We start from the raw sequence: 25,965 nt of genomic DNA, 5'->3' as shown, positions 1-25,965 counted from the left end.
GCCATGTCGGCCCTCGCGGATGGTGACGGGGCGAAGGATGCCCTGACGCGATCGAGGCTGATTCTTGGCGTGACCGCGCTTTGGCTGCTGGCCTGTTCGATTCTCACGGCCATGGCCTGGCCGCACGTCGGTCCGCTCGAAATGTGGGATCCCGACGATTATCTGCGGCTCCAGCAGGTCCGCGACTGGCTCGGCGGGCAGAGCTTTTTCGACGTCACCCAATATCGGATCGATCCGCCCGGGGGCGTGCCGATGCACTGGTCGCGGCTCGTCGACCTGCCGCTGGCGGCGATCATCCTGCTGACCCAGCCGCTGATCGGGATCGATGCTGCGGAACGGCTCGCTTCGGTCGTCGTACCGCTCGTCACATTGGGCGGACTGCTGGGTGCGATCGCCCTCCTCACCGCCCGACTGGCCGACCGCCGCACCGCCCTGCTCGCTGCCATGCTGGGCACGACGGCACCGCTGATGCTGTTCCACCTGCTGCCACTGCGGATCGACCATCATGGCTGGCAGACGATGCTGGGCATGACTGCCATCGCTGCCGCCTTCGATCCGAGACCGGCGCGCGGCGGAGCGCTGTCGGGGATCGCTGCCGCGCTCTGGCTTGCCGTGTCGCTCGAAGCGCTGCCCATGGCCGGGCTGCTGGGCCTGCTGCTCGCACTGCGCTGGATAATGGGCGAGGATGGCAGCCGCTTTCGCGGTTTCGCTACCGCGCTGGGCGCCGGCACGCTGGCACTGTTCGCTGCAACACATGATCCGGCCGCCTGGTCGCGTCCATGGTGCGACGCGATGAGCCCCGCCTGGCTTGGACCACTGGCGGCGACCCCGCTCCTGGCAGGGCTCGGTGCGCGGCGACTGGATGAAAAAGGCCCCATGGCCAAGCTTTCACTCCTCGCCGCAGCAGCAGCGGTGGGCGCGGCCCTGCTGATGATGACGGCCCCCATTTGCCTGTCCGGCCCTTTCGGCCAGCTCGATCGGGTGGTGCACCGCTTCTGGTACGAAAATGTCCCCGAAGGCCTGCCCATCTGGCGGCAGGCGGCGGGCAACGCGATGCTGTTGTTGCTGTTCCCGCTGGTGGGCCTGACGGGCAGCCTGCTTGCCTGGCGTGCTGCACGGCAAGCGGATACCCCCGCGCGGGACTGGGCAACGATGATGGCGCTGGCCGTGGGCTCGTTCCTGCTGTCGATGCTCGTCCAGCGGACGGGCGGCTTCGCACAGGCCTGCGCCTTGCCCGGTGCGGCATGGCTGCTGGGACAGGCGCTCGATCGGGTCGGGCGGCACGGCCTGTCCTTTGTCCGCATCGCCGGCAGCGCGCTCTCGATCATGGCGCTGTCGCCGATCGGGGCCATGGTCGCTGGGGAAAGCCTGCTGATGCTCCGGGGCCGGCCGACCGAGAAACCCGATGTAGCGCATGCTACGCCAAGCCGAACCTGCTTCGCGCCCTGCTCCGGCCTGTCGGTCCTGGCGCAACTGCCGCCCAGCCGAATCCTGACTGGCCTCGACCTGACCCCGCGCCTGCTCCTTCTGACGCGGCACAGCTATGCTGCGAGCGGCCACCACCGCGGGGCCCCCGCCATGCGCCGGGTCATCGACGCCTTCACGCAACCGCCCGAAGCCGCACACCGTCTGATGATCGAGCGGTCGATGACCTTGTTGCTGATCGACCCGGCGGGCAGCGAGGCCGGAATCTATGCGAAAGCGTCACCCAATGGATTGATGGCAATGCTGCTGGCGGGGCGCGCGCCCTCCTGGCTCCGCCCCGTGCCGCTTCCCGGCAGCACGCTCAAGCTTTGGCGGCGCACCGACTGAGGCGCGTTGCCGGCACTCGCACCACGCTGCCCCTTGCCGTCGCCCGCGGCGCGACATAAGGCGCGGATCGCGATGTTTCGGTCCACTCCACCTGTAACGCCTCCGTCCGGCTGGTGGACGAGCAGCTGGTACATCGTCCTCGTGGCGCTGCTGTCGGTGGTGCCGCTCATCCACCCGCCGGTGCCGCCGCTGGTGGACCTGATGGGCCATATGGGCCGTTACCGGGTCGAACTCGCCGATCCCGCCTCTCCGCTTCTCACCGAATATTACCGCTTCCGCTGGGCGCTGATGGGCAATCTCGGCGTCGACCTGCTGATCATCCCGATGTCGAAACTGTTCGGGCTCGAACTGGGCGTGAAGCTGATCGTGATGTCGGTACCCGCGCTGACCATCACCGGCCTGCTGCTGGTCGCGCGCGAAGTCCATGGCCGGCTGCCGGCGACCGCCGGGCTCGTCCTGCCCTTCGCTTATTGCTGGCCCTTCCAGTGGGGCTTCATCAACTATGTCTTCGCCATGGCGCTGGCGCTCAACGCCTTCGCGCTGTGGCTCTATCTCGCGCGGATGAGCCGGATCCGGCTGCGCGCGATCATCTTCCTGCCGCTCGGCTGCCTGATCTGGCTGGCGCACGGCTTTGCCTGGGGCGTGCTGGGCCTGCTGGCCTTCGCCGCCGAAATCGTGCGCATGCGCGACGTCGAGGGCCGAAGCTTCTTTGAATCGCTGTGGCGGGGCAGCCTTCACTGCCTGCCGCTCGCGCCGCCGATGCTGCTGATGATCGCCTGGCGCTCGGGCGATGTGCAGGGACAGACGACCGACTGGTTCAACTGGAAGGCGAAATACGTCTATCTGATCTCGTCGCTGCGCAACCACTGGATGCATTTCGACATCACGCTGGTCAGCGCGCTGATCCTGCTGGTGATGTTCGGCCTGACCACGATCGGCTGGCGGCAGATCGGCTTCGACATGCGCCGGACGCTGGGCGTGGCGACGCTGGTCCTCGTGATCGCCTATGTGCTGATGCCGCGGATCGTGATCGGGTCGGCCTATGCCGATATGCGGCTCGCCCCCTATGTGATCGCGGTCGGCGTGATCGGCCTCGTTCCGCGCTTCACCAACCGCAAGGCGTTGAACGCGATCGCGATCCTAGCCCTCCTGATCTTCGGCGTGCGGGTATGGCAGTCGACCGACCGCTTCGCCGCCTTCTCCGACTTTCAGGAGAGCCAGCTCAAGGCGCTCGACCATGTCGAACGCCACAGCCGCGTGTTCGCCCTCGTCGAGCTGCCCTGCCTTTCGCGCTGGGAATCGCCGCGCCTCGAGCATCTCGGCGCAATGGCGATCGTGCGGCGCGAGGCCTTCGTCAACGGGCAGTGGACGATGCCCGGCGCGCAGCTTCTGAGCATCGCCTATGCCCCGGCCAAGGGCTATGCCGAGGATCCGACGCAGGTGATGCGGCCGCGCCATTGCCGCGCGCGCTGGGCCCGCAGCATCGAGAGCTCGCTCGCGCTGTTCCCGCGTCAGGCGTTCGATTATCTCTGGCTGATCAACGCCTCGCGCGAGCATTGGCCGGTCAACGACCCGACCCTGAAGCTGGTCTGGGACGGCGGCGAGCGCGGCGCGCTCTATCGCATCGTCGGTGCGGCAACCATCGCGATGGACACCCCGAAGGGCATGCTCAAGCTCGCCACCCAGTGACGTTCCGCCCCGAACAGGGCGGTCAGCACGGCATTGACGGGACGCGACGGCATCGCATCGTCGCCGCCTTCCTTGCCCGTGATCTTGCCGACGAGGCGCACCAGCGCGATCAGCGGGAAGAGCAGCGTGTTGAAATGCGACAGGAAGCGCGGCGCGAGGCCGGCGCGCTCGAACACCTCGCGCAGCTGCCGACCGGTGTAGCGGCGCTGGTGATGGTGAGCCACGTCATGCGCGCTCCACATCCAGGGCGCGCCCGGCACGGTGACGAGAATGCGCCCGCCCGGCGCCAGCTTGGTCCGCAGATAGGCCAGCGCCTCGACGTCCTGCGGAATATGTTCGAGCACGTCGAGCAGGACGATCAGGTCATAGGCCCCGTCGTCGAGCGGCACATGGGGCAGATAGCCGCCCTTGATCGAGAGGCCGCTGCGCTGCTCGGCAAAGGCGCGCGCATCGTCGTCGGGCTCGATCGCGTCCACTGTCCCGAAGCGCTGGAGCAAGGCGAGGTTCGAGCCCGTGCCGGCGCCGACCTCGAGGATGCGCAGCGGTCCCGCCTTGGGACGATGGTGTTCGATCAGGGCGGCGATGATCTTGCGGCGCGCAACGAACCACCAATGGTCCTTGTCGATCTCGGCCATCCGGTCATAGGCGGCGCGGTCCATCAGGCAAGGTCCCTGGCTTCGGGATCGGGGCAACCGATCCGGTCGCGAACGATGTAGATCGGCCGCTTCTTGGTTTCGACGAGGATCCGCCCGACATATTCACCGAGAATGCCGAGCGACAGCAGCTGGACGCCGCCGAGGAAGAGAGTGGCGACCATCAGCGAGGGATAGCCCGCGACGTCGGCGCCGTAGATCAGCGTGCGGACGCCGATGAAGACCGCATAGACCAGGGCGATCACCGCGATCAGCGCACCGACATAGGACCAGACCCGGAGCGGTGCGGTCGAGGCCGAGGTGATGCCGTCGATCGCCAGCTGCCACAGCTTCCAATAGTTGAACTTGGTGGTGCCGACGGCGCGCTCGGCCCGGTCATATTCGACCGCCGTTTGGCGGAAGCCCGACCAGGCGAACAGGCCCTTCATGAAGCGGTTGCGCTCGGGCATCCGCTTGATCACCTCCACCACACGCCGGTCGAGCAGGCGGAAGTCGCCCGCATGTTCGGGGATCTTGTCCTTCGAGAGCCAGTTGTGCGCCCGATAATAGAGATCGGCGGTGAGGCGCTTGGGCAGGCTGTCAGTCATGCGGTTGCGCCGCACGCCGTAAACGACGTCATAGCCCTCGCGCCATTTGGCGATCATCTCGCCGATCACCTCGGGCGGGTCCTGCATGTCGACGTCGATCGGGATCACCAGCTGGCCGCGGGCATTGTCGATGCCAGCCGACAGCGCCGCTTCCTTGCCGAAGTTGCGCGACAGCGACAGCGCCGAGATCCGGGCATCGGCCTCATGCGCGAGCAGGATCGCGGCCATCGTCCGGTCGCTGCTGCCGTCGTCGACGAATAGGATTTCCCAGGCGATCGGACGCCCTTCCGGATCGGCGAGCGCATCGAGCACGCGCGACATGCGGGTGACGAAGGGCGCGATCGCGTCCTCCTCGTCCTTCACCGGGACGATTACGGACAAGAGCGGCACCGAAAGGTGCGGGTCGCTCATTCGAACACCCATTGGCGGTTCAGCCAGAAGACGAGAAGCGGGGTCACGCATAGGACAAGGGGATAGGGGGCCCAGATCGGAAGGTCCATATGCTGGACCAGCAGCCAGACCCACAGGCTGTTCAGCGCGAAGCTGATCAGCGAGACGATCGCGAAGCGCAGGATGCGGACCGTCTGCCGGTCGCGCGAGCCATGGCCGCGAAAGCTCCATTTGCCGTGAATGACATAGCCGGTCGCGGCCGCACCGACGAAGCCGCAGGTCCAGGCAAGATTGGGATCCATCCCGCCGAGCCGGACGAGCGCATGATAGATGCCGATATTGACGACCGAGGCCAGCGCGCCGGTGACGCCGTAGCGCAGCAATTGACCGAGCAGGGCCATGCGCTCGCGGGTCAGGATCGGGAAGTCGGACATCGGCCGCGCTTTTCCACAAAAGCGCCGGAGCGACAAGCGGTCCGCAAGTGGGGGCATCTCGCGGAGGAACACGCTCCCCGGGGCAAGGGAACCCCGAAGGAGCGCCTCCCGTGGGGTGGAAATTGCCAGTCCGATCCCCGCGTGTCCGTTTCCGGATGCGAGGGATCACAGCATTTTGAAGCTGAACGCCAGCCTAACGACTGCGTAACGACCCTTGCGCCTGACAGCCAAGGCCGTTGCGGCCCGTGCAAGCTCGCCCTAAGCGGACGCGATGCAGGCGCCCCCAGACACCGCTTTCGAAGATCGCATGATGGCGTGGATCGAACGCCAGTGGCGGATCGCCATCTGGCTGCTGTTCGCCGGCACCTGCGCTTATTTCGTCTATTATAAATGGGGCCAGATACGCTGGCTCGCGCTGAGCGACACCGACGACAATCTGCGTCTGGCCGAGGTCAAGGCCTGGCTGGGCGGGCAGGGATGGTTCGATCTCCGCCAGTATCGGCTGGCCCCGCCCGAGGGGCTGAACGTCCACTGGTCGCGTATCGTGGACCTGCCGATCGCCGGGCTGCTCCTCCTGTTCCGCCCGCTGTTCGGGGATTTCACGGCCGACCGCATCGCGGTCGCGGTCGCACCGATGCTCGCGCTGGCACCCGCGCTCTGGGCGCTCGTCCTCACCATTCGCCGGGTCGTCCATCCCCGCGCCTATCCGGTCGCCTTCGCGATCCTGATGTGCGCGCAGACGACCTTGTTCATGTGGATGCCGCTGCGCATCGACCATCATGGCTGGCAGCTGGCATCGCTGATGGTGGTCGTTGCCGGCCTCGCCGATCCGCGCGCGCGACGCGGCGGGGTTCTCGCCGGGGCCGCGACCGCCTTCTCGCTGAGCATCGGTCTCGAACTCATTCCGCTGATGGCGGTGGCAGGTGCATCGGTTGCGCTGCGCTGGGCCATTGCGGGCGCGCCGGACGACGCGCAGCGGCTGCGAAGCTACGCCGTCTCGCTGGGCGGCGGCTGTGCGATCGGCTTCGCAGCCTTCGCCTCCAACGACAATCGCGCGATGGTCTGCGACGTGCTGTCGCCCGTCTATCTGTCGACGCTGCTGCTGACATCGGCACTGATGACCGCCCTCAGCTTCCTGCGCGGCGACCGCCGGATGCTCAGGCTCGCGCTGCTGTTCCTCGCCGGTGCGGCCATCGCCGGCTTCTACGCGGTCAGCTTCCCCCAATGCCTGGGCCGCCCCGAGGCGATTTCGCCCGAGCTCGAGCGACTGTGGTTCTCGCACATCCGCGAGGTCAAGCCGATCTATGCCAAGCCCTGGCGTGACGCGTTGCAGACCAGCTGGCTGCCCCTCATCGGCGCGGTCGGCGCGCTGATCGCCGCGTGGCGCGCGCGCGGAACCGCCGCCGGTCCGGTCTGGGCGACGCTGGCTCTGCTCAGCCTGCTGGCGACCGCCGGCCTTGCCTGGCAATCGCGCTTCGGCCCGCAGGCCCAGCTGCTGGCGGTCTTCGGTGCGACCTGGCTGGGCTGGCAGCTCTTGCCGCGGCTGCTCGATTCGGGCTCCTCGCTGGTTCGCGTCGGCGGGACCTTGCTCGTCTTCTTCGCGCTGTCGGGACAGCTTGCGCAGTTCGCAGCGATGCTGCCCAAGTCGAACAAGGAGCAGCGGCGTGAAAAGGTCGTCAACCGGGCCGAAGGCAAGCCGCGCCGCTGCGTGACGCTGCCGGCGCTGGCCCAGCTCGACCGGCTTCCGCCCGCGACCATGCTGACCTTCGTCGACCTCGGTCCGCGCCTGATCGCGATCACGAAGCATAGCGCCGTAGCCGGCCCCTATCACCGCAATGGTGCTGCGATCCTCGACGTCCACCACGCCTTCCGCGCGACCTCGCCCGAGGTGGCGCATGAAGTCATGCGGCGGCGTGGCGCGACGATGCTGCTGCTATGTCCCGGCATGGCGGAATCGACCATCTACCGCGCCCGCGCGCCGCAGGGCTTCTACAGCCAGCTGGTCGATGGGCAGGTTCCCGACTGGCTGCAGCCGGTGGAGCTTCCCGCCAATTCACCCTTCCGCCTGTGGAAGAGAGTCGGCTGATCGCGCCGCTCAGGCGACGCCGAACGACGTCCTGATCCCGTCGATCACGAACTGCGCGGCGAGCGCCGCCAGCAGCACGCCGAGCACGCGGGTGATCATCGCCTCCAGCTTCGGCCCGAGCACGCGCATCAGCGGGCCCGCGGCGAGCAGCGCGGCGAGAGTGAGCGTCAGGACCGCCGCAAGCGCAGCCAGCACGATGAAGGTCTGCTGGAGACCATGGCTGCGCGAGACGAGCAGCATCACGGTCGCGATCGATCCGGGCCCCGCTATCATCGGGATCGCCATCGGGAAGACCGAGATATCCTCGATCGGGCGGCGTTCTTCCGCCGCCTTGCGGCTGATCTCGTCGGCACGGCCCTCGCGCCGTTCGGTGCGCTTCTCGAACACCATTTCCAGCGCGATCAGGAACAGCATGATGCCGCCGGCGATGCGGAAGGCGTCGAGGCTGATGCCCAGCGTCGCCAGCAATTTCTCGCCGACCAGTGCGAACACCAGCAGCAGGATGGTCGCGATCACGGTCGAACGGATCGCCATCGAGCGCCGCTGCCCATGGGGCGCGTCGCGCGTGAGGCTGGCGAAGATCGGCGCGCAGCCCGGCGGATCGATGACCACGAACAGGGTCACGAAGGCCGATAGGAACAGCGCGAGCATATCGGGCTCGAACAGGGACATTCAGATCGCGTCCGGGGCGAGCGCGATCCCCGCGCGACGATGCGCGGCGACCAGCGTGTTGCGGAGCAGGACGGCGATCGTCATCGGGCCGACCCCGCCGGGCACCGGGGTGACGGCCGAGGCCACGGCAGCGGCCTCGTCATAGGCGACGTCGCCGACCAGCCGGGTCTTGCCGGCCTCGGCACCGGGGACGCGGTTGATGCCGACGTCGATCACCACCGCGCCCGGCTTGATCCAGTCTCCGCGCACCATTTCGGGACGGCCGACTGCCGCGACGACGATGTCCGCGCGCCGGACGACCTCGGGCAGGTCGCGGGTACGGCTGTGGGCGACGGTGACGGTGCAGCTTTCGGCCAGCAGGAGCTGTGCCATCGGCTTGCCGACGATGTTCGAACGCCCGATGACGACGGCATTCAGGCCCGACAGGTCGCCGAGCCGATCCTTGAGCAGCATCAGGCATCCAAGCGGGGTGCAGGGGACATAGCCCGGCTGTCCGACCGCCAGCCGGCCGGCATTGACGACGTGGAAACCGTCGACATCCTTGTCGGGATCGATCGTCGCGATCACCTGTTGCTCGTCGAGCGGTGCGGGCAAAGGCAGCTGGACGAGGATACCGTCGACGCGGTCGTCTTCGTTGAGCTGGCGCACGAGCGCCAGAAGCTGGTCCTGCGTCGCATCGGCGGGCAAGCGATGCTCGAAGCTCTCCATCCCCGCCTCGACGGTCGCCTTGTGCTTCGAGCGGACATAGACCTGGCTGGCCGGATCCTCGCCGACAAGCACGACCGCGAGGCCGGGCGCACGGCCCGTCGTCTCGCGAAACGGGCCGACCAGCGCCGCCACCCGCCCGCGGAGCCCTGCCGCGAATGCCTTGCCGTCGATGATGTCCGCGCTCATGCCTTGTCCCTGACGATGATTTCGAGTGCGGCCGCGAGACGCGCCGGTTCACCCTGTATGTCGAGCCTCTTTAGACGCGATGTGGCGCCGCTGGCCAGAGTCACGTCCCGGCGCGCAACGCCCAGCGTCTTGGTGAGCAACCTTATGAGCGCGTCGTTGGCCGCACCGTCGGTCGGCGCCGCGCAGAGCTTGACGGAGAGCCAGTTGCGGCCGTCATCTCCACGCACGACGCCTTCGATCGCATCACGACCGGCGCGCGGGGTGACGCGGACGGCGAGCTTCAGGCCGTCCGGCGCCGGTGTCCAGGCCGTCAGACGCCCGCCGCAGCGGCCTGGACGATGCCGTAACCTATTACCATCCGCGCGATGTAGATCAGCAGCAGGACGACGAGCGGCGACAGATCGATCTGGCCGAAATCGGGCATGATACGCTGGACGGGGCGGTAGACGGGCTCGGTGATCTTCTGGAGCGCGAACAGCACCTGCCGGACGAAGTCGTTATAGGTGTTGATCACGTTGAACGCGACGAGCCAGGACATGATCCCCTGGATGATCACGATCCAGGTGAACACACCCAGCAGCATGTCCACGATCTGCAGCAGGAGAACCAGCATCTAAGCCCCTTCGCGAATGACCCACATGGCGTCACGGCCCGATGTAGGGGCGTGCGGGCCATCGGGCAACCGCCAGAGGCGGTCCACGGCGCCCGTCAGTCGAAGAAACCCATGTGATCTGGCAGGCCCAGTTCCTCGGCGAGATCCTTGAGGTCCTCCGCGCGGCGCAGATTGGCTAGCACTTCCTTGCGATCCTCGGGATCGTCGTCCGCCATCGCGACCTTGGTAAGCTTGATGATCCGGTCGCGCACCGCCGGGAAACCAATCTGGTCGAGGCGGTCGAGATCGAACTCCAGGATCGCATTGGGCGCTTTCCAGAACGGCCAGAATTGCCACCAGCGGCGCGGGCCGGGCGCCGGCGACGCCCGCCGGACCGCGCGCACCCGCCAATGGCCGCCATCGTCGTCGAACATCTCCATCCCGGTCAGGATGTCGTCTGCCGCGACATATTCGGGAAATTCGCGCAGCAGCCAGGCGTCGTCGAAATAACAGAGCGCATTGTCGCGCAGGATGCCGAGCACCGGCAGCGGAATCCGGTGCCCGCCCACGATGGCATGATGCGGATCGTAGCTGTCGTCCTCGGCCATGGCCTTCCCCCGAGTCGCACCTGGAACAAGACGGGAACATATCAGACCATAGCCGAGGCGCAATGCCGCTACCGGTGAGACCTCGGCTTAGGCCTTGCCCCCCGTTTTTGGGCGGTTTCTCACTATAGGAGGCGATTCCAACCGGCAGGTTCTTCTGTCGGAGCGTGGTGCCGCGGAGGCACGCTCAGCAAGACCGCAGCGCGGCGCCCTCATCCGCTTTCCATGGATGCGACGGCGCCGAGGACACAGCCTCCGTACAATCCGCAAAGGATTGCGGGTAACCCCGAATAGCGCTTCGAGCCGGCCTCATGCGATTGGAGCATCAACAGGAACGACAGCGGCGGATCTACGATATCCGCGAGGATTGAGACGGATGCTCGAACGGTTGAAGGATTTTTCCCGCCACGCCCTGGCCCGGATCACCGGCCAGTCGGAAGCGAACGATGGCGATCGGCGGCGCAGCGAGCGCAACGAGACGCTGATCTTCGGAACGGTCATGTCGGGCGGCCAGATGGTGCCCGTGCGCGTACTCGATCTGTCGCGCGGCGGCGCCCGGATCGAGTTGCCCGAGCCGCAGAACATCCGCGACCTCGTCTGGCTGCACTGGCCGCGTCTGGAACGGCTCGGCCGGGTGATGTGGGCGGAGGGCCGGTCGATCGGCGTCAAGTTCGCGCAGCCGCTCGGCCCGCAGGAATTGCATTTGATCCTGGCGGCTTAAGTCCCGAGCCCCTTTCGCGAATGGCGCTCAGGCCGGCGCGCGACCGCGAATGGGGCGCCGCCAGCGATCCGGTACTTGTAGCATAGCGTAACCGTCCGCCGCACTCAGTGCAGCGCGCGCCACAGGCTGTAGAGGCTGGTGACGCTCAGGACGATACCCACGAGCAGCATGAGGCGCCTGGCCTCGATCCTCTTCGCGAGAATCGCACCCAGCGGGGCGGCCATCAGCCCACCGATGATCAGGCCGACCGCAGCGATCGAGAAGGCTTCCAGACCCAGGGTCAGGATGAAGGTCAGCGAGATCGTCGTCGTCAGGAAGAACTCGGCGGTGTTGACCGTGCCGATCGTGTAACGCGGCTCGGTCCCCTGGACGAGCAGGTTGGACGTCACGACCGGCCCCCAGCCGCCGCCGCCCGCCGCATCGAGGAAGCCCCCCGCCAGACCCAGCGGTTCGACGACTTTCGCCGGCTTATACTCGCCGCCGTGATTCATCCGCCACGCCCGCCACAGCAGATAGAAGCCGATCCCCGTCAGATAGGCCATGACGAAGGGACGAGCGACCGATCCGTCGATGTTCGACAGGATATAGGCCCCGGTGATTCCACCGAGCATGCCAGGAACGACGAGCCGGGAGAAAAGCTTCCAGTCGATGTTGCGATGATAGACATGGCTGATCGCCGAGGCGGCGGTGGTGAAGGTCTCCACCAGATGGACGCTGGCCGAGGCGCGGGCCGGGGCCACGCCCATCACGCTCACCAGCAGCGTGTTGGTGATGACGCCGAACGCCATGCCCAGGGCACCATCGACAAGCTGGGCGACGAAGCCGACCCCGATGAAGGGCAGGATCGACTGGACTTGCTCCATCGTCAGTTCGGGCAACACGAACATGGCAGCTTTTCTCCCCCGTCGACGATGGGCCGAATGCCACCCTCGCGATGTCCCGTCCTTATCTCAATCAAATTAATCGACAAGACATGGCCGGGTCAGTTCTTCTTCGCCGGCCGCAAGAGAAACTTCGATGGCGCCGGGACGCGCCGCTCAATCGAAGCGGAAGCCGGAGATCATCGTTCCCAATACGGTTTCTCCATAAATTCTATTCCCGCGCCCCTGCGAGGCGCCCGCCGCCACCATCAGCGGCAGCAGGTGCTCCTCGCGCGGATGGGCGTAACGGCCGGCAGGCGCTTCGGCCCAGCCCGCCAGCCGTTCGGCGCGTCCTTCGGGCGCCGCTTCGACGGACTCGACGAGCCAGTCGTCGAACAGCCGCGACGGCTCCGCTGCCGTGGATTGTCGATAGGCCTGCATATTGTGGAAACTCATGCCCGCGCCGACGATCAGCACGCCCTCGTCGCGCAAGGGCTGCAGCGCGCCGCCCGCCCGTGCGGCGAGCAGCGGATCGAGGCTGCGATCGAGCGACATCTCGACCACCGGAACGTCCGCGTCGGGAAAGGCGACCATCAGCGGGACGAACGCCCCATGGTCGAGGCCGCGATCCCCATCGACGGCGCCATCCAGTCCCGCGCTGCGCAATAGCCCGGCCGCGCGCTCGGCAAGCGCCGGGTCGCCGGGAACCGGGTATCGCAGGCGATAGGTATGCTCGGGAAAGCCGTAATAGTCGAAAAGGAGATCGGGCCGCGCCGCGCCTGTCAGCCGGAAGCCGTCCGTTTCCCAATGGCCGGTGACGATCAGGATCGCGCGCGGCCGTTCCGGCAGGATATTGGGGAGGCTGCGCAGGAAATGCTCCATGCCGGTCCACATTCCCTGGGGATCGTCCATGAAGAAACAGGGTCCGCCACCGTGCGGGATGTAGAGACTGGGCATCGTCATGCGGACAAGATCGGGCGACGCGCGGATCATTGCAAGGGAGGGGTCCGGACATTCCCCGGGGGGCATCATCGACACGCCACGAAGTCCGTGCCAATCCTTGCCGCGCGACGGCCGGGGGGTCGTCGGTACAAGGAGAGACGTTCCATGTTCAGCCACATCATGCTCGGTGCGAACGACATCGCGGCATCGAAGAAATTCTACGACGCGATTCTGGGTGTCCTCGGCGTCGCTCCCGGCGCGGGCGGCGACGACCGGGTGTTCTGGATGACGCCGACCGGCATCTTCGCGATCACCAAGCCGATCAACGGCGAGCCGGCCGGTCCCGGCAATGGCAGCACGATCGGCTTTTCGGTGTCGGGGCCCGAGCAGGCCGATGCCTGGCACGCCGCCGGCCTGGCCGCGGGCGGCAGCGCCTGCGAGGATCCTCCGGGCGTCCGTCCGAGCAGCATGGGCGATCTCTATCTCGCCTATCTGCGCGATCCCGCCGGCAACAAGCTCTGCGCCCTGCACCGGATGGGATGACGAATCGGCCCCGGCGCATCACGCGCCGGGGCTTGTCCCACCAAGTTTTCAGGCTTCGCGGGCACGCGCGTCGGCGAAGATCGTCCAGACGCTGATGAACATGGCGGCGATCACCGGCCCCACGACGAGGCCATGGATGCCGAACACCTCGAGGCCGCCGAGCGTGGTGATGAGAACCACATAATCGGGCAGGCGCGTGTCGCGACCGACCAGCACCGGGCGCAGGATATTGTCGACCATGCCGATCACCAGCACGCCCACGCCGACGAGGATGATCGCCTTCACGACCGCGCCCGTGGCGAGCAGGTAGAGCGCGACGGGAACCCAGACCAGTCCTGCACCGACAGCGGGGATCAGCGAGGCGATGCCCATCATCGTACCGAGCAGCAGAGCGCCCTGAACGCCCAGGGCCCAGATCGCCACGCCCCCCAGAGCGCCCTGCACGATCGCGACCACCATGCTGCCCTTGATCGTGGCGCGGGTGACGACGATGAAATTGCGGACCAGCGCATTGCGCTGATGCGGCTCCAGCGGGACCGACTCGACCACCGCCTTGCCCAGCCCTTCGCCGTCGCGCAGCAGGAAGAAGGCCAGGTACAGCATGACGCCGATGACCAGCGTGAAGTGCAGCGCCTGTTGCCCCACCAGCAGCGCCTGGCTGGCCAGCGCGCCGAAGCTTCCGCTGAGGGCGTCGGTCAACTGGCGACGCGCCTGGTCGAAATCGGTCCAGCCGGACCGGCGAAGCATGGTTTCGGCCCAGTCGGGGAGCGCTGCGGTCATCTGCCCGAACAGCTGGGCGATGTCGATCTGGCCGGACTGCAGCTTCGCGTAGAAGCTCAGCAGCTCGTCGATCAGTGCCGAAGCAAGGAAGAGCGCGGGCAAGACGACGATCACAGTGATCAGCAACAGGGTCAGGAAGGCAGCACTTCCCGGCTTGCCGGGCATACGGTCCTGCAGCGCCTTGTTGACCGGGTAGAAGAGGATGGTGAGGACGAGGGCCCACAGGATCGCGCCGAACAATGGGGCGATGACGACCGCGAACCCCACCGTCGCGAGCAGCACGATCACCAGGAACGAGCCCTGCTCATAGCGTATCGGTTTCTGGTCCCCCGCGTCCATTCTTCAACTCCCACACTGACGGCGCCACCAGGCGGCCATCGTCCCGCTGCGTGCAAAATGCCACGGGATTCGTGACGGTTCCATCGCCACCCGAATTTGTGGGCGGATCGAGCGGGTGAATCCCGCCTTGTGGGGAGGCGGTGCCACGACCGCCGGCCCGGCAAGAATCAGCCGGCCGGCGAGATGGCGTCCGCAATCAGCTTCTTCGCCGGGGCGCCGTTCCAGTCCATCGCGCCATAGACGCGCCACAGTTCCTTGCCCTGCGCATCATAGAAAACGGTCGTCGGCAGGGTTTCGGTTCCCAATGCCTGCATCAGCACATTCTGCTGGTCCGAATGACGGGTGAGGGCCTTGAATCCCTTCTGCTCGAAAAAGGGGCCGATGACCTTCGCACCTTCCAGGTCCTGGCTGACCGTAATCAGGCGGAAACGCTCCTCCTCCTGTGCCATGCGGTCGAGCGCCGGCATCTCGGCGACGCAGGGCGCGCACCAGGTCGCCCACAGATTGACCATCAGCGGCTTGCCGCGAAACTGGGTGAGCGTCGCGGGGCCACCCTTTTCGTCGGCAAAGGGTATGGCCGGCATTTCCTTGCCGCGTTGCGAAATATCGACGCGGCCCACGGATTCGGCGGGTACGCCGCCTTGCGGGGCGTCCTTGGGTTTACTATCGCAGGCGGCCAGCGCCAGAGCGAGGAGACAGGCAATCAACGGCCGCACGAACAACTCCAACAAGATGTGGGGAGGGCGCTTCGCAGAGGGGCCCGCCGCAGTCATGCGTGAGATTAACGCCTCGATCCCGTTCGACAAGCGGCTTTGGCAGCAGGACATCGCCGGCTCCAAGGCGCATGTTGCGATGTTGGCCGCGCAGAAGATCGTGACCGAGGCCGATGCCGCCGAGATCACGCGCGGGCTGGACGCGGTCGCCGCCGAATATGCCGAGAAGGGTGTGCCGGTCGACCTCGCCCTCGAAGACATCCACATGGCGACCGAGGGCCGGCTGGCCGAGCTGATCGGCGCGCCCGCCGGACGGCTGCACACCGCCCGCTCCCGCAACGACCAGGTCGCGACCGACTTCAAGCTGTGGGTCCGCGACGCGATCGATGCGGTCGATGCCGGCCTGCACGCATTGCAGGTCGCGCTGGTCACACGCGCCGACGAACATGCCGCCAGCGTGATGCCCGGCTTCACCCATCTGCAGGTCGCCCAGCCGGTGACGCTCGGCCACCATCTGATGGCCTATTATGAGATGATCGGCCGCGACCGCAGCCGCTTCGCCGATGCGCGCAAGCGGCTGAACCGCTGCCCGCTGGGTGCGGCCGCGCTAGCGGGTACCGGCTTCCCGATCGACCGGCACAGGACCGCCGAGGCGCTGGGCTTCGACGCGCCGACCGACAACAGCCTCGATTCCGTCAGCGACCGCGATTTCGCGCTCGACTATCTGATGGCCGCCACTCAGTTGAGCCTGCATCTGTCGCGGCTGGCCGAGGAGTTCATCATCTGGGCCAGCCAGCCCTATGCCTTCGTCAAGCTGCCCGACAGCTATTCGACCGGCTCGTCGATCATGCCGCAGAAGCGCAATCCCGACGCGGCCGAGCTGGTACGCGGCCATTCGGGGCGCATCGCCGGCTGCATGACCGCGCTGGTGATGACGATGAAGGGCCTGCCGCTCGCCTATTCGAAGGACATGCAGGACGACAAGCCGCCGGTTTTCGAGGCGCACGACCTGCTCGCTCTGTCGATCGCGGCGATGACCGGGATGATCGAGACCGCGACCTTCGTCGCACCGCGCCTGCGCCAGGCCGCCGAGCAGGGCTTCTCTACCGCGACCGACCTGGCCGACTGGCTGGTCCGCGTCGCCGACATCCCCTTCCGCGAGGCGCACCACATCACGGGGACCGCCGTGAAGCTCGCCGAGCGCGAGGGGCTGGCGCTCGACAAGCTGCCGATCGAGGCGCTCAAGTCGATCGACGAGCGGATCGACGAGCGCGTCTATCAGGCGCTGTCGGTCGACGCGTCGGTCGAAAGCCGCGCCAGCCATGGCGGCACCGCGCCGTCGCAGGTTCGCCAGCGCATCGCAGAGGCCAAAAACCGCCTGGGGATCGAAGCATGAACGCCCGCCGCTATGCCGTCGGTGCAGCGGTCGCCGCCCTTCTGCTGCTAGGCGGTTGCGGCAAGCGTGACGCGCTGCGCCCGCCCGAGGGCAAGGCCTTGCCGGCCAAGCCCGCAACCGCGGCGACCCAGCCGACGGTGCAGGATCTGCTGACGCCGCCGGTCGAATCGCGGCCCGTGCGCAGCGACGACGTGCTGCGCCGCTCCGAGGAGCGGCCCGACGACCGCTTCAACCTGCCGCCGCCGGGCTGATAGCAACTCCGGCAGACAATATCCAAACAGCCCGCGCCGGCCGATCGGGGCGTGCGGCACATTGCGGGCTCGGCCTGCCCGCGTGACCATGGGGACGAGATGGACCATTTCGAGCTGAAGAACGGCGTCATGCATGCCGAGGGCGTGCCGCTGCCGGAGATTGCGCAAGCCGTGGGCACGCCGGTCTATGTCTATTCCTCCGCAACGATCGCCCGCCATGTCGAGGTGTTCCGCGAGGCGCTTGCCCAGGTCGAATCGGGTCCCGAGGGGCCCCTGATCGCCTTTGCTGTGAAGGCCAACCCGAACAAGGCCGTGCTGGCGACGCTCGCGGGGCTGGGCCTGGGGGCGGATGTCGTGTCGGGCGGCGAGCTGCTGCGCGCCCGGGCCGCCGGGATCCCCGCCGACAAGATTGTCTTTTCCGGTGTCGGCAAGACCGCCGACGAGATGCGCCTCGCTCTGTCGGAAGGCATCTTCCAGTTTAACGTCGAGTCCGAGCCCGAGGCGGAAATGCTGTCGGAGGTCGCCTCCGCCATGGGCGTCGAGGCGCCGATCGCCTTTCGCATCAACCCGAACGTCATTGCCGGCACCCATGCGAAGATTTCGACCGGCGGGTCCGAGGACAAATTCGGCGTCGCCTATGACCGCGCGCTGGCGGCCTATGCGCGGGCGGCCGAACTGCCCGGCCTTTCGATCCGCGGCGTTGCGGTCCACATCGGCAGCCAGCTGACCGATCTTGCGCCATCGCGCGCCGCCTTCGAGAAGATCGGGGTCCTGATCGCGGAGCTGCGCGCCGCCGGCCATGCGATCGTGACCGCCGATCTCGGCGGCGGCCTGGGCGTGCCCTACGACCCCGCCAAGCCCGTCCCCCCGCTGCCCGCCGCCTACGGCGCGATGGTCCGCGAAGTGACCACAGGCTGGGACGTGCGCCTGCTGTTCGAGCCGGGCCGCGTGATCGTCGGCAATGCCGGCGTGCTGGTCACCCGCGTTATCCGGGTGAAGCAAGGCGTGACGGACCCCTTCGTGATCGTCGACGCCGCGATGAACGACCTGATGCGGCCCAGCCTCTACGACGCCTGGCACGACATCCGCAGTGTCACGCCCAATGGTGCAGACATGACGGCGAACATCGTCGGCCCTATCTGTGAAAGCGGCGACACATTCGCCAAGAAGCGTGCCATGGATGCGGTCGAGCCGGGCGATCTGGTGAGCTTCATGACGGCGGGTGCCTATGGCGCCACGATGGGCAACACCTACAACAGCCGCGCGTTGACCCCGGAGGTTCTGGTCCGGGGCGACGACTGGGCGGTGGTGCGCGAGCGCCAGCCGATCGAGGCGCTGATCGCAGCAGACCAGCTTCCGCCGTGGATGTAAGGGAGAGACGATGAAACCCGTTCGCAAGGCGATCTTCCCGGTCGCGGGCTTCGGCACCCGCTTCCTTCCGGCCACCAAGGCCGTGCCGAAGGAGATGCTGCCGGTGGTCGACCGGCCGCTGATCCAATATGCGGTCGACGAAGCGCGCGCCGCCGGGATCGAGCAGATGATCTTCGTCACCGGCCGCAACAAATATGCGATCGAGGACTATTTCGATTCCGCTTATGAGATCGAAAGCGATCTTGCCGCCAAGAACAAGACCGAGTTTCTCGACCGCCTCGAAGCGACCCGTCTGGCGCCCGGCAACGCCGCCTTCATCCGCCAGCAGCAGATGCTGGGCCTCGGCCATGCCGTCGCCTGCGCACGCGACCTAGTGGGCGACGAACCTTTCGCGGTGCTGCTGCCCGACGAACTGCTCTGGAATCCGGCGTCGCCCTGCCTGCAGCAGATGGTCCAGACCTACGAGGCCAAGGGCGGCAATGTCGTTGCCGTGCTCGAAGTGCCCGAGGAGCATACCCATCGCTATGGCATCGTCGATCCCGGTGCGACCGAGGGCGCGGTGACCGAGGTCAGGCGCATGGTCGAAAAGCCCGCCGCCGGGACTGCTCCGTCGCGCCTGGCGATCGTCGGGCGCTACATCCTCCAGCCCGAAATCTTCGCGCTGCTCGACAAGGGTGAGCGCGGCGCGGGTGGCGAAATCCAGCTGACCGATGCCATGGCGAAGCTGATCGGCAGCCAGGCCTTCCACGCGCTGACCTTCGATGGCGAGCGGCATGATTGCGGCGACAATGCCGGCTTCATCCAGGCGAATATCGCGCTGGCGCTCGAACGGCCTGAACTGCGCGATTCGATCAAGGCCTTCCTCAAGACGCTCGCCTGACGGCAGCGCCCGGCAGAGGCCGCCTCAGGCGAACTCTTCAGTGGTGACCGTGGCCTGCATCGCGGGGCCATAGCGGCTGCCCGCCACAGTCCGTTCGTTGATCAGTGCGTCGAGCTGGGCCATCCGCCCGGCGTCGAGTTGCACGTCGGCAGTGCCCATATTCTCTTCGAGATGGGCGACGCTGCTCGTGCCGGGGATCAGCACCAGCGTCGAATCGCGGTGTAGCAGCCACGCCATCGACAGCTGCGCCGGGGTGCAGCCCAGCTGCGTCGCAATCTCCGCCAACTGGCGCAGAAGCTCCAGATTATGGGCGAGATTCGGCTCCTGGAAGCGCGGCATCGTGCCGCGCAGATCACCTTCGGCCGGCTGCCAGCCCGGCGCCATCGCCCCCGCCAGGAACCCGCGCCCGACCGGCGAGAAGGCGACGAAGGTCGTGCCGAGCTCATGGCAGGCGTCGAGCACCGCGATTTCCGGATTGCGCGTCCACAGCGAATATTCGGTCTGCAGCGCAGCGATGGGGTGGATGCCATGCGCTCGGCGCAGCTGGTCGGCCGAACATTCCGACAGGCCGATCGACCCGATCTTGCCCGCCTCGACCGCCTTCGCAAGCGCGCCCACTGATTCCTCGATCGGGGTCTTGGGATCGGGCCGGTGGAGATAATAGAGGTCGATATGATCGAGGCCCAGCCGCTGCAGACTCTTGTCGAGCGTCTCGGCGATCGAGGCCGGCGATCCGTCGATCGCGCGCGGATTGTCGGGCGTGGCGCGGAAGCCGCATTTGGAGGCGAGGACGAACTCGCTGCGGCGCGCCTTCAGCGTCCGTCCGACGAGCGTCTCATTATGGCCGTTGCCATAGATTGCCGCCGTATCGAGGAAGTCGACGCCCAGATCCAGCGCACGGTGCAGCAGGCGCTCGGATTCGGCCTCGTCGGGCTGCGGTCCATAGGAAGCGCTCAGGCTCATGCAGCCCAGGCCCATGGGGTTTACCAAAAAGGGGCCGACTGCGCGCTTCGCCTGCATCATGATCTCCTCTTGTGCTGCCGCCGGTCTGCCACGGCGGAAGCGGCTTGGCAAAAGGGGCCGTGCGGGCGACAAGCGGATCATGCACAGCTTGCCGCTTTTCCTGTCATTGCAAGGACGTCCCGTGATCCTGATCGGCGAGGGCGGGGCCGCCGATGCCAAGCGACGGCTTATCGAGCGTGCCGGGGCGATTCCGGTCGGCGAAGAGGATAGTGCTGCCCGGATTGCCTTCGTCGCCTGCGAAGAGGCTGCGGAGGGCGAGGCCGTCGCAGCCCGGCTCAAGGCGCGCGGCCTGCTCGTCAACGTCGTCGACCGGCCGGCGCTATGCGACTTCACCACGCCCGCCATCGTCGACCGCGATCCGGTGATCGTCGCGATCGGCACCGGTGGCCGCTCGGCCGGGTTGGGCAAGGTGCTGCGCCAGCGGCTCGAAACGCTGTTGCCCGCCGGGGTGGGGCGGCTGGCCGACGCGCTGTACGAAGCCCGAGAGGCGATCCGCCGCCGCTGGCCCGCACCCGACGACCGACGGCGCGCCATCGACGCCGGGTTGGCGGAAGGTGGGCCGATCGATCCCTTTCGCGACGGTGCCGCGGCCTCGGTGCCACATTGGCTGGCAGGCGAAGCCGACGAGGTCGGTGACCAGCTCGTGCGGATCCGGCTCCGTTCCGATCATCCCGACGATCTGACGCTTCGCGAGGCGCGGCTGCTCGGACAGGCCGACCGCATCTTCCACCGCGCCGATATCGCGCCCGCCATTCTGCACCGCGCCCGCGCCGATGCGGAGCGGTTGGCCTGCGATGCACCGCCACCCGCGCCCGGTCCCGGCCTGTCGCTGGATCTGGAGAGGATGCGATGACGCCGGGCTGGTCGATCGGCGGCGGCGACGCGCACTTTCGCTGGATTCATATCGACGGGCGCGAGAGCGAGGCGACAGCGGCGCTCGACGAGGCCGCTCTGGACCTGCCGCCCACCGCGCGCGTCAACCTGGTGGCGATGGAAACGCGGCCGCGCTGCCAGTCGATGGGGGAGGGCGTGCTCATCAACCTGCGCGGCTTGCGGCTCGATCCGGAAGACGAGGGCGACGCGCTGGTTTCGATCCGCATGTGGGCCGAACGCGGGCGGGTTGTATCCGTGTGTTTTCGCCAGATGGCCGGTCTGGACGAGCTCCGCGCGCGGATGGAGCAGGGGGCCTTTTCCGATCCCGGCGACCTGATCGCCGCCCTGGCGCTGCAGATCAGCCACCGGCTCGATCCGGTGGTGGCAGACCTCGGAGATCAGGTCGACGAATGCGAGCTGTCGCTGTCGGGCGACACGCCGCATCTTCGCCGGCACATCGCCCGGGCCCGATCCGCCGCGATCGGTTATCGACGCTTCATCGTGCCCCAGCGGCAGGCGCTGGAGGCGATGGCACAACTGCCGCAGGATTGGCTGGAGGATGAGGACCGCATCCATCTGCGCGAAGCCGCCGACCGTTTCGCCCGGATGAGCGAAGAACTCGAAGCGGTCCGCGAGCGATCGGCACTGCTGCACGAACAGATTACCGACCTGCGCGCGGAGAAGATCGACCGCCGCTCGCTGATCGTCGCGATTGTGGCGCTGATCTTCCTGCCGCTGACCTTCGTGACCGGGCTTTTCGGAATGAACGTCGACGGCATCCCCTATGCCCATCATCCCGCCTCCTTCTGGGTGGTGACGGGGTTCAGCCTGTTCGTCGGGCTGGCTGTCGGCCTGGCCTTCGTCGCGGCGCGCTGGTTCAGGGTGTAGCGGGCGGGCGATGTGCCCCGCCGATCAAAGGCGGGGAAGCGTGCGCAGATACCCCTCTATGGCGTCCGCCGCCCGTCGCGACCCGCTCTCCCCTCGCGCGTCGAAGGTTTCCTCGAACGCCCTGTCCTGTACTGCGCGATAGGCATCGTGCGATTCGAAGGCATGGTCGACGGCGGCCAGCAGGTTGTCCCCCGCACCGGTCACCGGTCCGAATTGCCAATGGGCGTAATTCTCGTCGTCGCGCCAGTCGACGCCGTGCGCATCGAGGAAGAGGCAGGGGCCCCGTTCGCGCAGATACTCGTAGACCTGGCTGCTGACGTCGCCGACATACAGGTCGGCCAGGCTGGTATAGCTCATGTCGATCGACCGATCGCTGCCAGGATCGACATGAATGCGCGGATTGCCACGACAGCTGTCGAGCAGCGGCTGCCACCGCGCCCGCGCGCGCTGGCTATCGAGTAGCCGGACATGGGGAGCCACGATCAGATTATAGCGGTCCTGTCCGGCAAAGGCGGCGATCAGCTTCGCGCCCATCGCCTCCCAGGAGCCGAGCGCCGAGAAATGCGGATTGTAAAGCACGACCGGCCGGCTATCGCCGGGGAAGGGTGTCCAGGCCGGGTCGCGCGCGGCATCGGCGGCCTCGAACTTCGGATAGCCCACCACCGCGTGCGCGCCTTCGCGGATGAGGCCGTCGCGCAGCATCCGTCGCCGATGCTTGGGCCCGGCCATGAGCACAAAGTCGAACAGGCGGATGCGAGGGTCGAAGCCGGCCGCGCGGTCGCCGGCGCCGTGATCGAGATGAATGAAGCGGGGCCGCCGGACACCCATCCGGCGCAATATGATCGAGGTCCGCTCGGGCAGGGCGATCGCGTCGTAGCAGCGGAGCCGCCGGGACAGGACCAGGAGGGTCAGGATCTTCGGGGGAACCGAACCGCCCGTCAGCTGCCTGGCGCGCTCGAGCAGGCGGGATTCGAGGCCCTCATAACGGATGGGCCCGCCGCCGAGCCGGTCCACCAGCCAGCGCGCATAGTCGAGATGGCTCGCCGAAGGGGAGAGAATCGTCACCTCGACGTCGCGCCGATGGGCCAGCAGAGCGGCCGTCGACAGGCCGTGCAGCATCTGGTGGCGTTGCGCGTTGAAGAGAAAGCAGATCCGGTACGGACGGTCCCGCTCTGCAGCCATGCTGGACGGCATCGATGTCCCTGTCTCCAAGCCTGCGCGCCCCATGGCGTGCAACGCTGCGCGATGCAAGCGGCGCGGGCATCGGCATTCCCTGCCCGATGGCCCGTGCATCGCTGCGTCGGAACAGGCTCGACAGAATCGGCGTTTCGGCTAGGAAAGTGCCATGCTCGAACTCTGGAACCATATCGTCGCGGACTTCGCGAACATCACCAGCCCCGCGGCCCTGTCGGCCTTTCTTCAGGTGCTGATGATCGACATCATGCTGGCCGGCGACAATGCGATCGTGGTCGGAGCGCTGGCCGCCGGTCTGCCGCCGGATCAGCGGCGGAAGGTGATTCTCATCGGCATCATCGCCGCGCTCGTGCTGCGCATCATCTTCGCGGTGTCGGTCAGCATGTTGATGAACATCGTCGGCCTCGTCTTCGCGGGCGGTCTGCTTCTGCTGTGGGTCGCCTGGCGGATGTTCCGCGAAATCCGGCATTCCGGCATGACTGCGGGCGAAGATCCCGTGGAGCATGACGGCATTCCCCAGACCAAGAGTTTCCTGGGCGCCGCATGGGCGGTCGCGCTTGCCGATGTATCGATGAGCCTCGACAATGTCCTGGCAGTGGCCGGCGCGGCGCGCGATCATCCGGGCATCCTGGTGATCGGCCTGCTCCTTTCGGTGGCGCTCATGGGTATCGCCGCCAACGTCATCGCCAAATATATCGAGCGCTATCGTTGGATCGCCTATGTCGGGCTGCTCGTCATCCTCTACGTCGCGCTCAAGATGATCTGGGAAGGCGGGCATCAAGTTCTTCCCCTGATCGGCTGAATCGGGCTACGCCGTTTTTTACAGGCCTCCGCGCTCCTGCGCGGAGGCTATTTTTTTGCGTGTCGACGATGTTGCGATATTTTACGTTCGTTTAAGGTGTTTTCCTATTCTGCACTTAAGCGATACTTCGTCTCATCTGAATATGTTCAATGTGTCGGATTTTTTTACAACTCCTTCGCTCCCGCCCGGTACGATGTGCGTGTATTATTACTGGAATATCGAGCATCTTTAGTATAGAGGCCTCACCATGATGTCGGAGGCCGACTCCGACGAGACGCTTTGGAGTATCGTGATGCGTCCCTTTCGAATCCTTCCGATCCTGGTCGCCGGCGCTCTTGCTGCCGTTGCCGCGATCCCGGCGCAGGCGGCACTGGTTGGTCAGTCGATCTCGACCGGTATCGCCGCGATGAAGGAATGGAACGTTGTCTCGTTCAACAATTTCCAGTCGTACAACCATGTCGACGGCCGCGTCTATGTCGGCGGCAGCTTCACCGCCGGCAGCAACTTCACGATCCAGAACAACAATATCCAGGCCAGCCAATATGGTACCCCGGCGCTGACCGTGGGCGGCAGCGCGCAGCTGTCCGGCAGCGTGAACGCCGGCGGCGGCATCGCCGTGGGCGGATCCGTCAGCGGCAATTTCAACAATAACGGCAACAATGTCGTGACCTATGGCGGGTCGAACAGCGCCTTTGCGAACAACACCAGCTTCCAATATGGCGGCGCCAATTTCGCGAACACGATCAACGCCCAGACCAACGACATCAAGGCTTCGCTGACCAGCCTCAGCCAGAATCTTGCGACCCTTGCCAACACGGCGGGCGTGACCGTCGGCGGCGACAGCAACAACCAGACGATCACGGTGGCCAATAGCGGCCTCAACGTTCTCAACTGGTCGGAAGCGATGTTCGAGGGCAATTCGAACCAGCAGCTGCTGATCACCTTGCCGAGCGACGCCACGCTGGTGATCAACGTCGCCGGCACCGACATCGATTTCAACCGCAATTTCAATCGTTTCAGCGGGGACAATCGCGTCCTGTTCAATTTCTACGAGGCGACGACAGTCGATATCGGCCGACAGTTTAGCGGCTCGATCCTCGGGGTCTTCGCCGACATCACCGGCGGCAACAGCGGCAATATCGACGGCACGGTGATCGGCAACAACGTCCGGCAGAATGCCAATGGCGAGATCCACAACAATTATTTCCAGGGCGATCTTTCGAGCCTGTCGAGCAGCAGCAACCCCGTCGTGGCGCCCGAGCCGTCGACTTGGGCGATGCTGATCCTCGGTTTCGGACTGGTCGGCGCCGTCATGCGGACTCGGCGTTCGCGCCCGCAGCTTCCCCAGGCGGCCTGACCTTCGCGGTGACGGAATAAAAAAGGGGTCCGCCGGCATGGCGGGCCCCTTTTTACGTGGTATCCGCATGGTAAACAGGGATTATCCTGAATTGATTTGATCGGACCGCTGTTAGACCAAGCATGAGGGAGGGCTTCCTGTCATGTCTCAGCGGCTTCATGCGTCCGTCATCGCTCTGGTTGAAACCGTCGCCGACAGCGTCGCCGGCTATGAGCATATCGCATCGCACACCCATGGTTTCGGCTGGTACAGCTATTGCGAGATGCATGCGCTGGAACGGCAGCGTCTGGTCGCCACCTTGCGGCGAGCGATCGAAGCCCATGGAAGTTATGCGGACGCGCAGGGCACCCTTCTCGGCTCCGCGCACAGGCTTTTCCTGGATCTGAAATCAGCCTTGCTCGACAGCGAGCAATCCGTGGTGGACGAGCTGTTGCGGGGCGAGCGGTTCCTTGCGGACCAGATCCGCAAGGCCCACAGGGACGCCGGCCCGCTCCCGTCCGACATCGAAGAGATATTGGTGACGCTGCACCGCAATGTGCAGTCCTCGCTCGGAGAGCTCACAGCGCTGCACAAGCGCATAGAAAGGGGCCAACAGCCGTCTCCAAGCCACCTCTGATG

The 25,965-nt window shown here is 66.4% G+C and carries 28 protein-coding genes; 14 read left to right on the top strand and 14 right to left on the bottom strand.

The features are described from left to right. The first annotated feature begins 3 nt into the window (after positions 1 to 3). The gene (locus G6P88_RS12510) at positions 4 to 1,812 is read left to right on the top strand and encodes a hypothetical protein (RefSeq protein WP_165323460.1); all 1,809 of its coding nucleotides are present in this window, start codon (positions 4 to 6) and stop codon (positions 1,810 to 1,812) included. A 72-nt stretch (positions 1,813 to 1,884) separates the two neighbouring features. Next, positions 1,885 to 3,501 (top strand): hypothetical protein, encoded by a 1,617-nt coding sequence (locus tag G6P88_RS12505; protein WP_165323459.1) that lies wholly within the window; start codon positions 1,885 to 1,887, stop codon positions 3,499 to 3,501. Here G6P88_RS12505 and G6P88_RS12500 read toward each other — a convergent pair. The 3 genes from G6P88_RS12500 to G6P88_RS12490 are packed head-to-tail and all read right to left on the bottom strand — an operon-like array spanning position 3,429 to position 5,565. Then, positions 3,429 to 4,160, bottom strand: a complete 732-nt coding sequence (locus tag G6P88_RS12500; protein WP_165323458.1) for a class I SAM-dependent methyltransferase — start codon at positions 4,158 to 4,160, stop codon at positions 3,429 to 3,431. The genes G6P88_RS12505 and G6P88_RS12500 overlap by 73 nt on opposite strands. Further along, positions 4,160 to 5,152, bottom strand: coding sequence for a glycosyltransferase family 2 protein (locus G6P88_RS12495; protein ID WP_165323457.1), 993 nt, complete (start codon positions 5,150 to 5,152; stop codon positions 4,160 to 4,162). The genes G6P88_RS12500 and G6P88_RS12495 overlap by 1 nt, the downstream gene beginning before the upstream one ends. Further along, the gene (locus tag G6P88_RS12490; RefSeq protein WP_165323456.1) at positions 5,149 to 5,565 is read right to left on the bottom strand and encodes a GtrA family protein; all 417 of its coding nucleotides are present in this window, start codon (positions 5,563 to 5,565) and stop codon (positions 5,149 to 5,151) included. Before G6P88_RS12490 ends, G6P88_RS12495 begins: the two co-directional genes overlap by 4 nt. Before the next feature lie 307 nt (positions 5,566 to 5,872). On the opposite strand from G6P88_RS12490, the gene G6P88_RS12485 reads away from it, so the two are divergent. Beyond that, on the top strand, positions 5,873 to 7,651 hold the full coding sequence (locus tag G6P88_RS12485; RefSeq protein ID WP_226946546.1) for an AcrB/AcrD/AcrF family protein: 1,779 nt from the start codon (positions 5,873 to 5,875) through the stop codon (positions 7,649 to 7,651). Between the two features lie 9 nt (positions 7,652 to 7,660). Here the strand turns inward: G6P88_RS12485 and G6P88_RS12480 are convergent, their stop codons facing one another. The 5 genes from G6P88_RS12480 to G6P88_RS12460 form a co-directional block, all read right to left on the bottom strand. After that, positions 7,661 to 8,302, bottom strand: a complete 642-nt coding sequence (locus G6P88_RS12480; RefSeq protein WP_165325164.1) for a MarC family protein — start codon at positions 8,300 to 8,302, stop codon at positions 7,661 to 7,663. Positions 8,303 to 8,323: 21 nt separating this feature from the next. After that, positions 8,324 to 9,217, bottom strand: a complete 894-nt coding sequence (gene folD / locus G6P88_RS12475) for a bifunctional methylenetetrahydrofolate dehydrogenase/methenyltetrahydrofolate cyclohydrolase FolD (protein WP_165323454.1) — start codon at positions 9,215 to 9,217, stop codon at positions 8,324 to 8,326. Next, entirely contained in the window at positions 9,214 to 9,501 is a 288-nt protein-coding gene (locus G6P88_RS12470) for a DUF167 family protein (protein ID WP_165325163.1), read from the bottom strand. The genes folD and G6P88_RS12470 overlap by 4 nt, the downstream gene beginning before the upstream one ends. 26 nt (positions 9,502 to 9,527) lie before the next feature. Further along, entirely contained in the window at positions 9,528 to 9,830 is a 303-nt protein-coding gene (locus G6P88_RS12465; RefSeq protein ID WP_165323453.1) for a YggT family protein, read from the bottom strand. Between the two features lie 95 nt (positions 9,831 to 9,925). Continuing rightward, positions 9,926 to 10,417: a hypothetical protein gene (locus G6P88_RS12460; protein ID WP_165323452.1), complete on the bottom strand. Its 492-nt coding sequence runs from the start codon at positions 10,415 to 10,417 to the stop codon at positions 9,926 to 9,928. Between the two features lie 373 nt (positions 10,418 to 10,790). Here G6P88_RS12460 and G6P88_RS12455 point away from each other — a divergent pair, with 373 nt between their 5' ends. Continuing rightward, on the top strand, positions 10,791 to 11,135 hold the full coding sequence (locus G6P88_RS12455; protein WP_165323451.1) for a PilZ domain-containing protein: 345 nt from the start codon (positions 10,791 to 10,793) through the stop codon (positions 11,133 to 11,135). Positions 11,136 to 11,239: 104 nt separating this feature from the next. Here the strand turns inward: G6P88_RS12455 and G6P88_RS12450 are convergent, their stop codons facing one another. After that, complete coding sequence (locus G6P88_RS12450; RefSeq protein WP_165323450.1) at positions 11,240 to 12,022, bottom strand: sulfite exporter TauE/SafE family protein; 783 nt, start codon at positions 12,020 to 12,022, stop codon at positions 11,240 to 11,242. A 150-nt stretch (positions 12,023 to 12,172) separates the two neighbouring features. Continuing rightward, complete coding sequence (locus G6P88_RS12445) at positions 12,173 to 12,958, bottom strand: DODA-type extradiol aromatic ring-opening family dioxygenase (RefSeq protein WP_226946545.1); 786 nt, start codon at positions 12,956 to 12,958, stop codon at positions 12,173 to 12,175. Positions 12,959 to 13,102: 144 nt separating this feature from the next. Between G6P88_RS12445 and G6P88_RS12440 the strand changes: the two genes are divergently transcribed. Next, on the top strand, positions 13,103 to 13,480 hold the full coding sequence (locus G6P88_RS12440) for a VOC family protein (RefSeq protein WP_165323448.1): 378 nt from the start codon (positions 13,103 to 13,105) through the stop codon (positions 13,478 to 13,480). 48 nt (positions 13,481 to 13,528) lie between these two features. Here G6P88_RS12440 and G6P88_RS12435 read toward each other — a convergent pair whose 3' ends face one another. Together G6P88_RS12435 and G6P88_RS12430 are read right to left on the bottom strand one after the other, a co-directional pair. Then, a complete protein-coding gene (locus tag G6P88_RS12435; protein WP_165323447.1) occupies positions 13,529 to 14,599 on the bottom strand; it encodes an AI-2E family transporter in 1,071 nt (356 codons plus the stop codon). A gap of 167 nt (positions 14,600 to 14,766) precedes the next feature. Beyond that, positions 14,767 to 15,315, bottom strand: coding sequence for a TlpA family protein disulfide reductase (locus G6P88_RS12430; RefSeq protein ID WP_226946544.1), 549 nt, complete (start codon positions 15,313 to 15,315; stop codon positions 14,767 to 14,769). A gap of 16 nt (positions 15,316 to 15,331) precedes the next feature. Between G6P88_RS12430 and argH the strand changes: the two genes are divergently transcribed. The 4 genes from argH to galU all read left to right on the top strand — a co-directional run bounded on the left by argH (position 15,332) and on the right by galU (position 19,210). Further along, entirely contained in the window at positions 15,332 to 16,708 is a 1,377-nt protein-coding gene (argH, locus tag G6P88_RS12425) for an argininosuccinate lyase (protein WP_165323446.1), read from the top strand. Continuing rightward, positions 16,705 to 16,959, top strand: a complete 255-nt coding sequence (locus G6P88_RS12420) for a hypothetical protein (RefSeq protein ID WP_165323445.1) — start codon at positions 16,705 to 16,707, stop codon at positions 16,957 to 16,959. Before argH ends, G6P88_RS12420 begins: the two co-directional genes overlap by 4 nt. Before the next feature lie 99 nt (positions 16,960 to 17,058). Further along, positions 17,059 to 18,330 carry a diaminopimelate decarboxylase gene (gene lysA / locus G6P88_RS12415; RefSeq protein ID WP_165323444.1) on the top strand — a complete coding sequence of 424 codons (1,272 nt, stop codon included), beginning with the start codon at positions 17,059 to 17,061 and terminating at the stop codon, positions 18,328 to 18,330. Positions 18,331 to 18,340: 10 nt separating this feature from the next. Next, complete coding sequence (galU, locus tag G6P88_RS12410; protein WP_165323443.1) at positions 18,341 to 19,210, top strand: UTP--glucose-1-phosphate uridylyltransferase GalU; 870 nt, start codon at positions 18,341 to 18,343, stop codon at positions 19,208 to 19,210. 24 nt (positions 19,211 to 19,234) lie between these two features. Here galU and G6P88_RS12405 read toward each other — a convergent pair whose 3' ends face one another. Beyond that, positions 19,235 to 20,230 carry an aldo/keto reductase gene (locus G6P88_RS12405; RefSeq protein ID WP_165325161.1) on the bottom strand — a complete coding sequence of 332 codons (996 nt, stop codon included), beginning with the start codon at positions 20,228 to 20,230 and terminating at the stop codon, positions 19,235 to 19,237. An 82-nt stretch (positions 20,231 to 20,312) separates the two neighbouring features. Here G6P88_RS12405 and G6P88_RS12400 point away from each other — a divergent pair, with 82 nt between their 5' ends. Together G6P88_RS12400 and G6P88_RS12395 are read left to right on the top strand one after the other, a co-directional pair. Further along, on the top strand, positions 20,313 to 21,086 hold the full coding sequence (locus G6P88_RS12400; RefSeq protein WP_165323442.1) for a precorrin-2 dehydrogenase/sirohydrochlorin ferrochelatase family protein: 774 nt from the start codon (positions 20,313 to 20,315) through the stop codon (positions 21,084 to 21,086). Next, positions 21,083 to 21,994, top strand: coding sequence for a zinc transporter ZntB (locus G6P88_RS12395; protein WP_165323441.1), 912 nt, complete (start codon positions 21,083 to 21,085; stop codon positions 21,992 to 21,994). Before G6P88_RS12400 ends, G6P88_RS12395 begins: the two co-directional genes overlap by 4 nt. Positions 21,995 to 22,018: 24 nt before the next feature. Here the strand turns inward: G6P88_RS12395 and G6P88_RS12390 are convergent, their stop codons facing one another. Beyond that, positions 22,019 to 23,176 (bottom strand): hypothetical protein, encoded by a 1,158-nt coding sequence (locus tag G6P88_RS12390; protein WP_165323440.1) that lies wholly within the window; start codon positions 23,174 to 23,176, stop codon positions 22,019 to 22,021. Between the two features lie 163 nt (positions 23,177 to 23,339). Here G6P88_RS12390 and G6P88_RS12385 point away from each other — a divergent pair, with 163 nt between their 5' ends. The 3 genes from G6P88_RS12385 (at position 23,340) to G6P88_RS12375 (ending at position 25,963) form a co-directional block, all read left to right on the top strand. Beyond that, positions 23,340 to 23,990 (top strand): TerC family protein, encoded by a 651-nt coding sequence (locus G6P88_RS12385; RefSeq protein WP_165323439.1) that lies wholly within the window; start codon positions 23,340 to 23,342, stop codon positions 23,988 to 23,990. 292 nt (positions 23,991 to 24,282) lie between these two features. Then, positions 24,283 to 25,347 (top strand): choice-of-anchor A family protein, encoded by a 1,065-nt coding sequence (locus G6P88_RS12380; protein WP_165323438.1) that lies wholly within the window; start codon positions 24,283 to 24,285, stop codon positions 25,345 to 25,347. A gap of 142 nt (positions 25,348 to 25,489) precedes the next feature. Beyond that, complete coding sequence (locus tag G6P88_RS12375) at positions 25,490 to 25,963, top strand: DUF2383 domain-containing protein (protein WP_165323437.1); 474 nt, start codon at positions 25,490 to 25,492, stop codon at positions 25,961 to 25,963. Positions 25,964 to 25,965 lie beyond the last annotated feature (2 nt).

It is taken from the genome of Rhizorhabdus phycosphaerae (genome assembly GCF_011044255.1).
GTDB classification, from domain to species: Bacteria; Pseudomonadota; Alphaproteobacteria; order Sphingomonadales; family Sphingomonadaceae; genus Rhizorhabdus; species Rhizorhabdus phycosphaerae.
The sequence above is the reverse complement of the archived record's forward strand: the minus strand, read 5'-3'. Positions and strand labels throughout refer to the sequence as shown.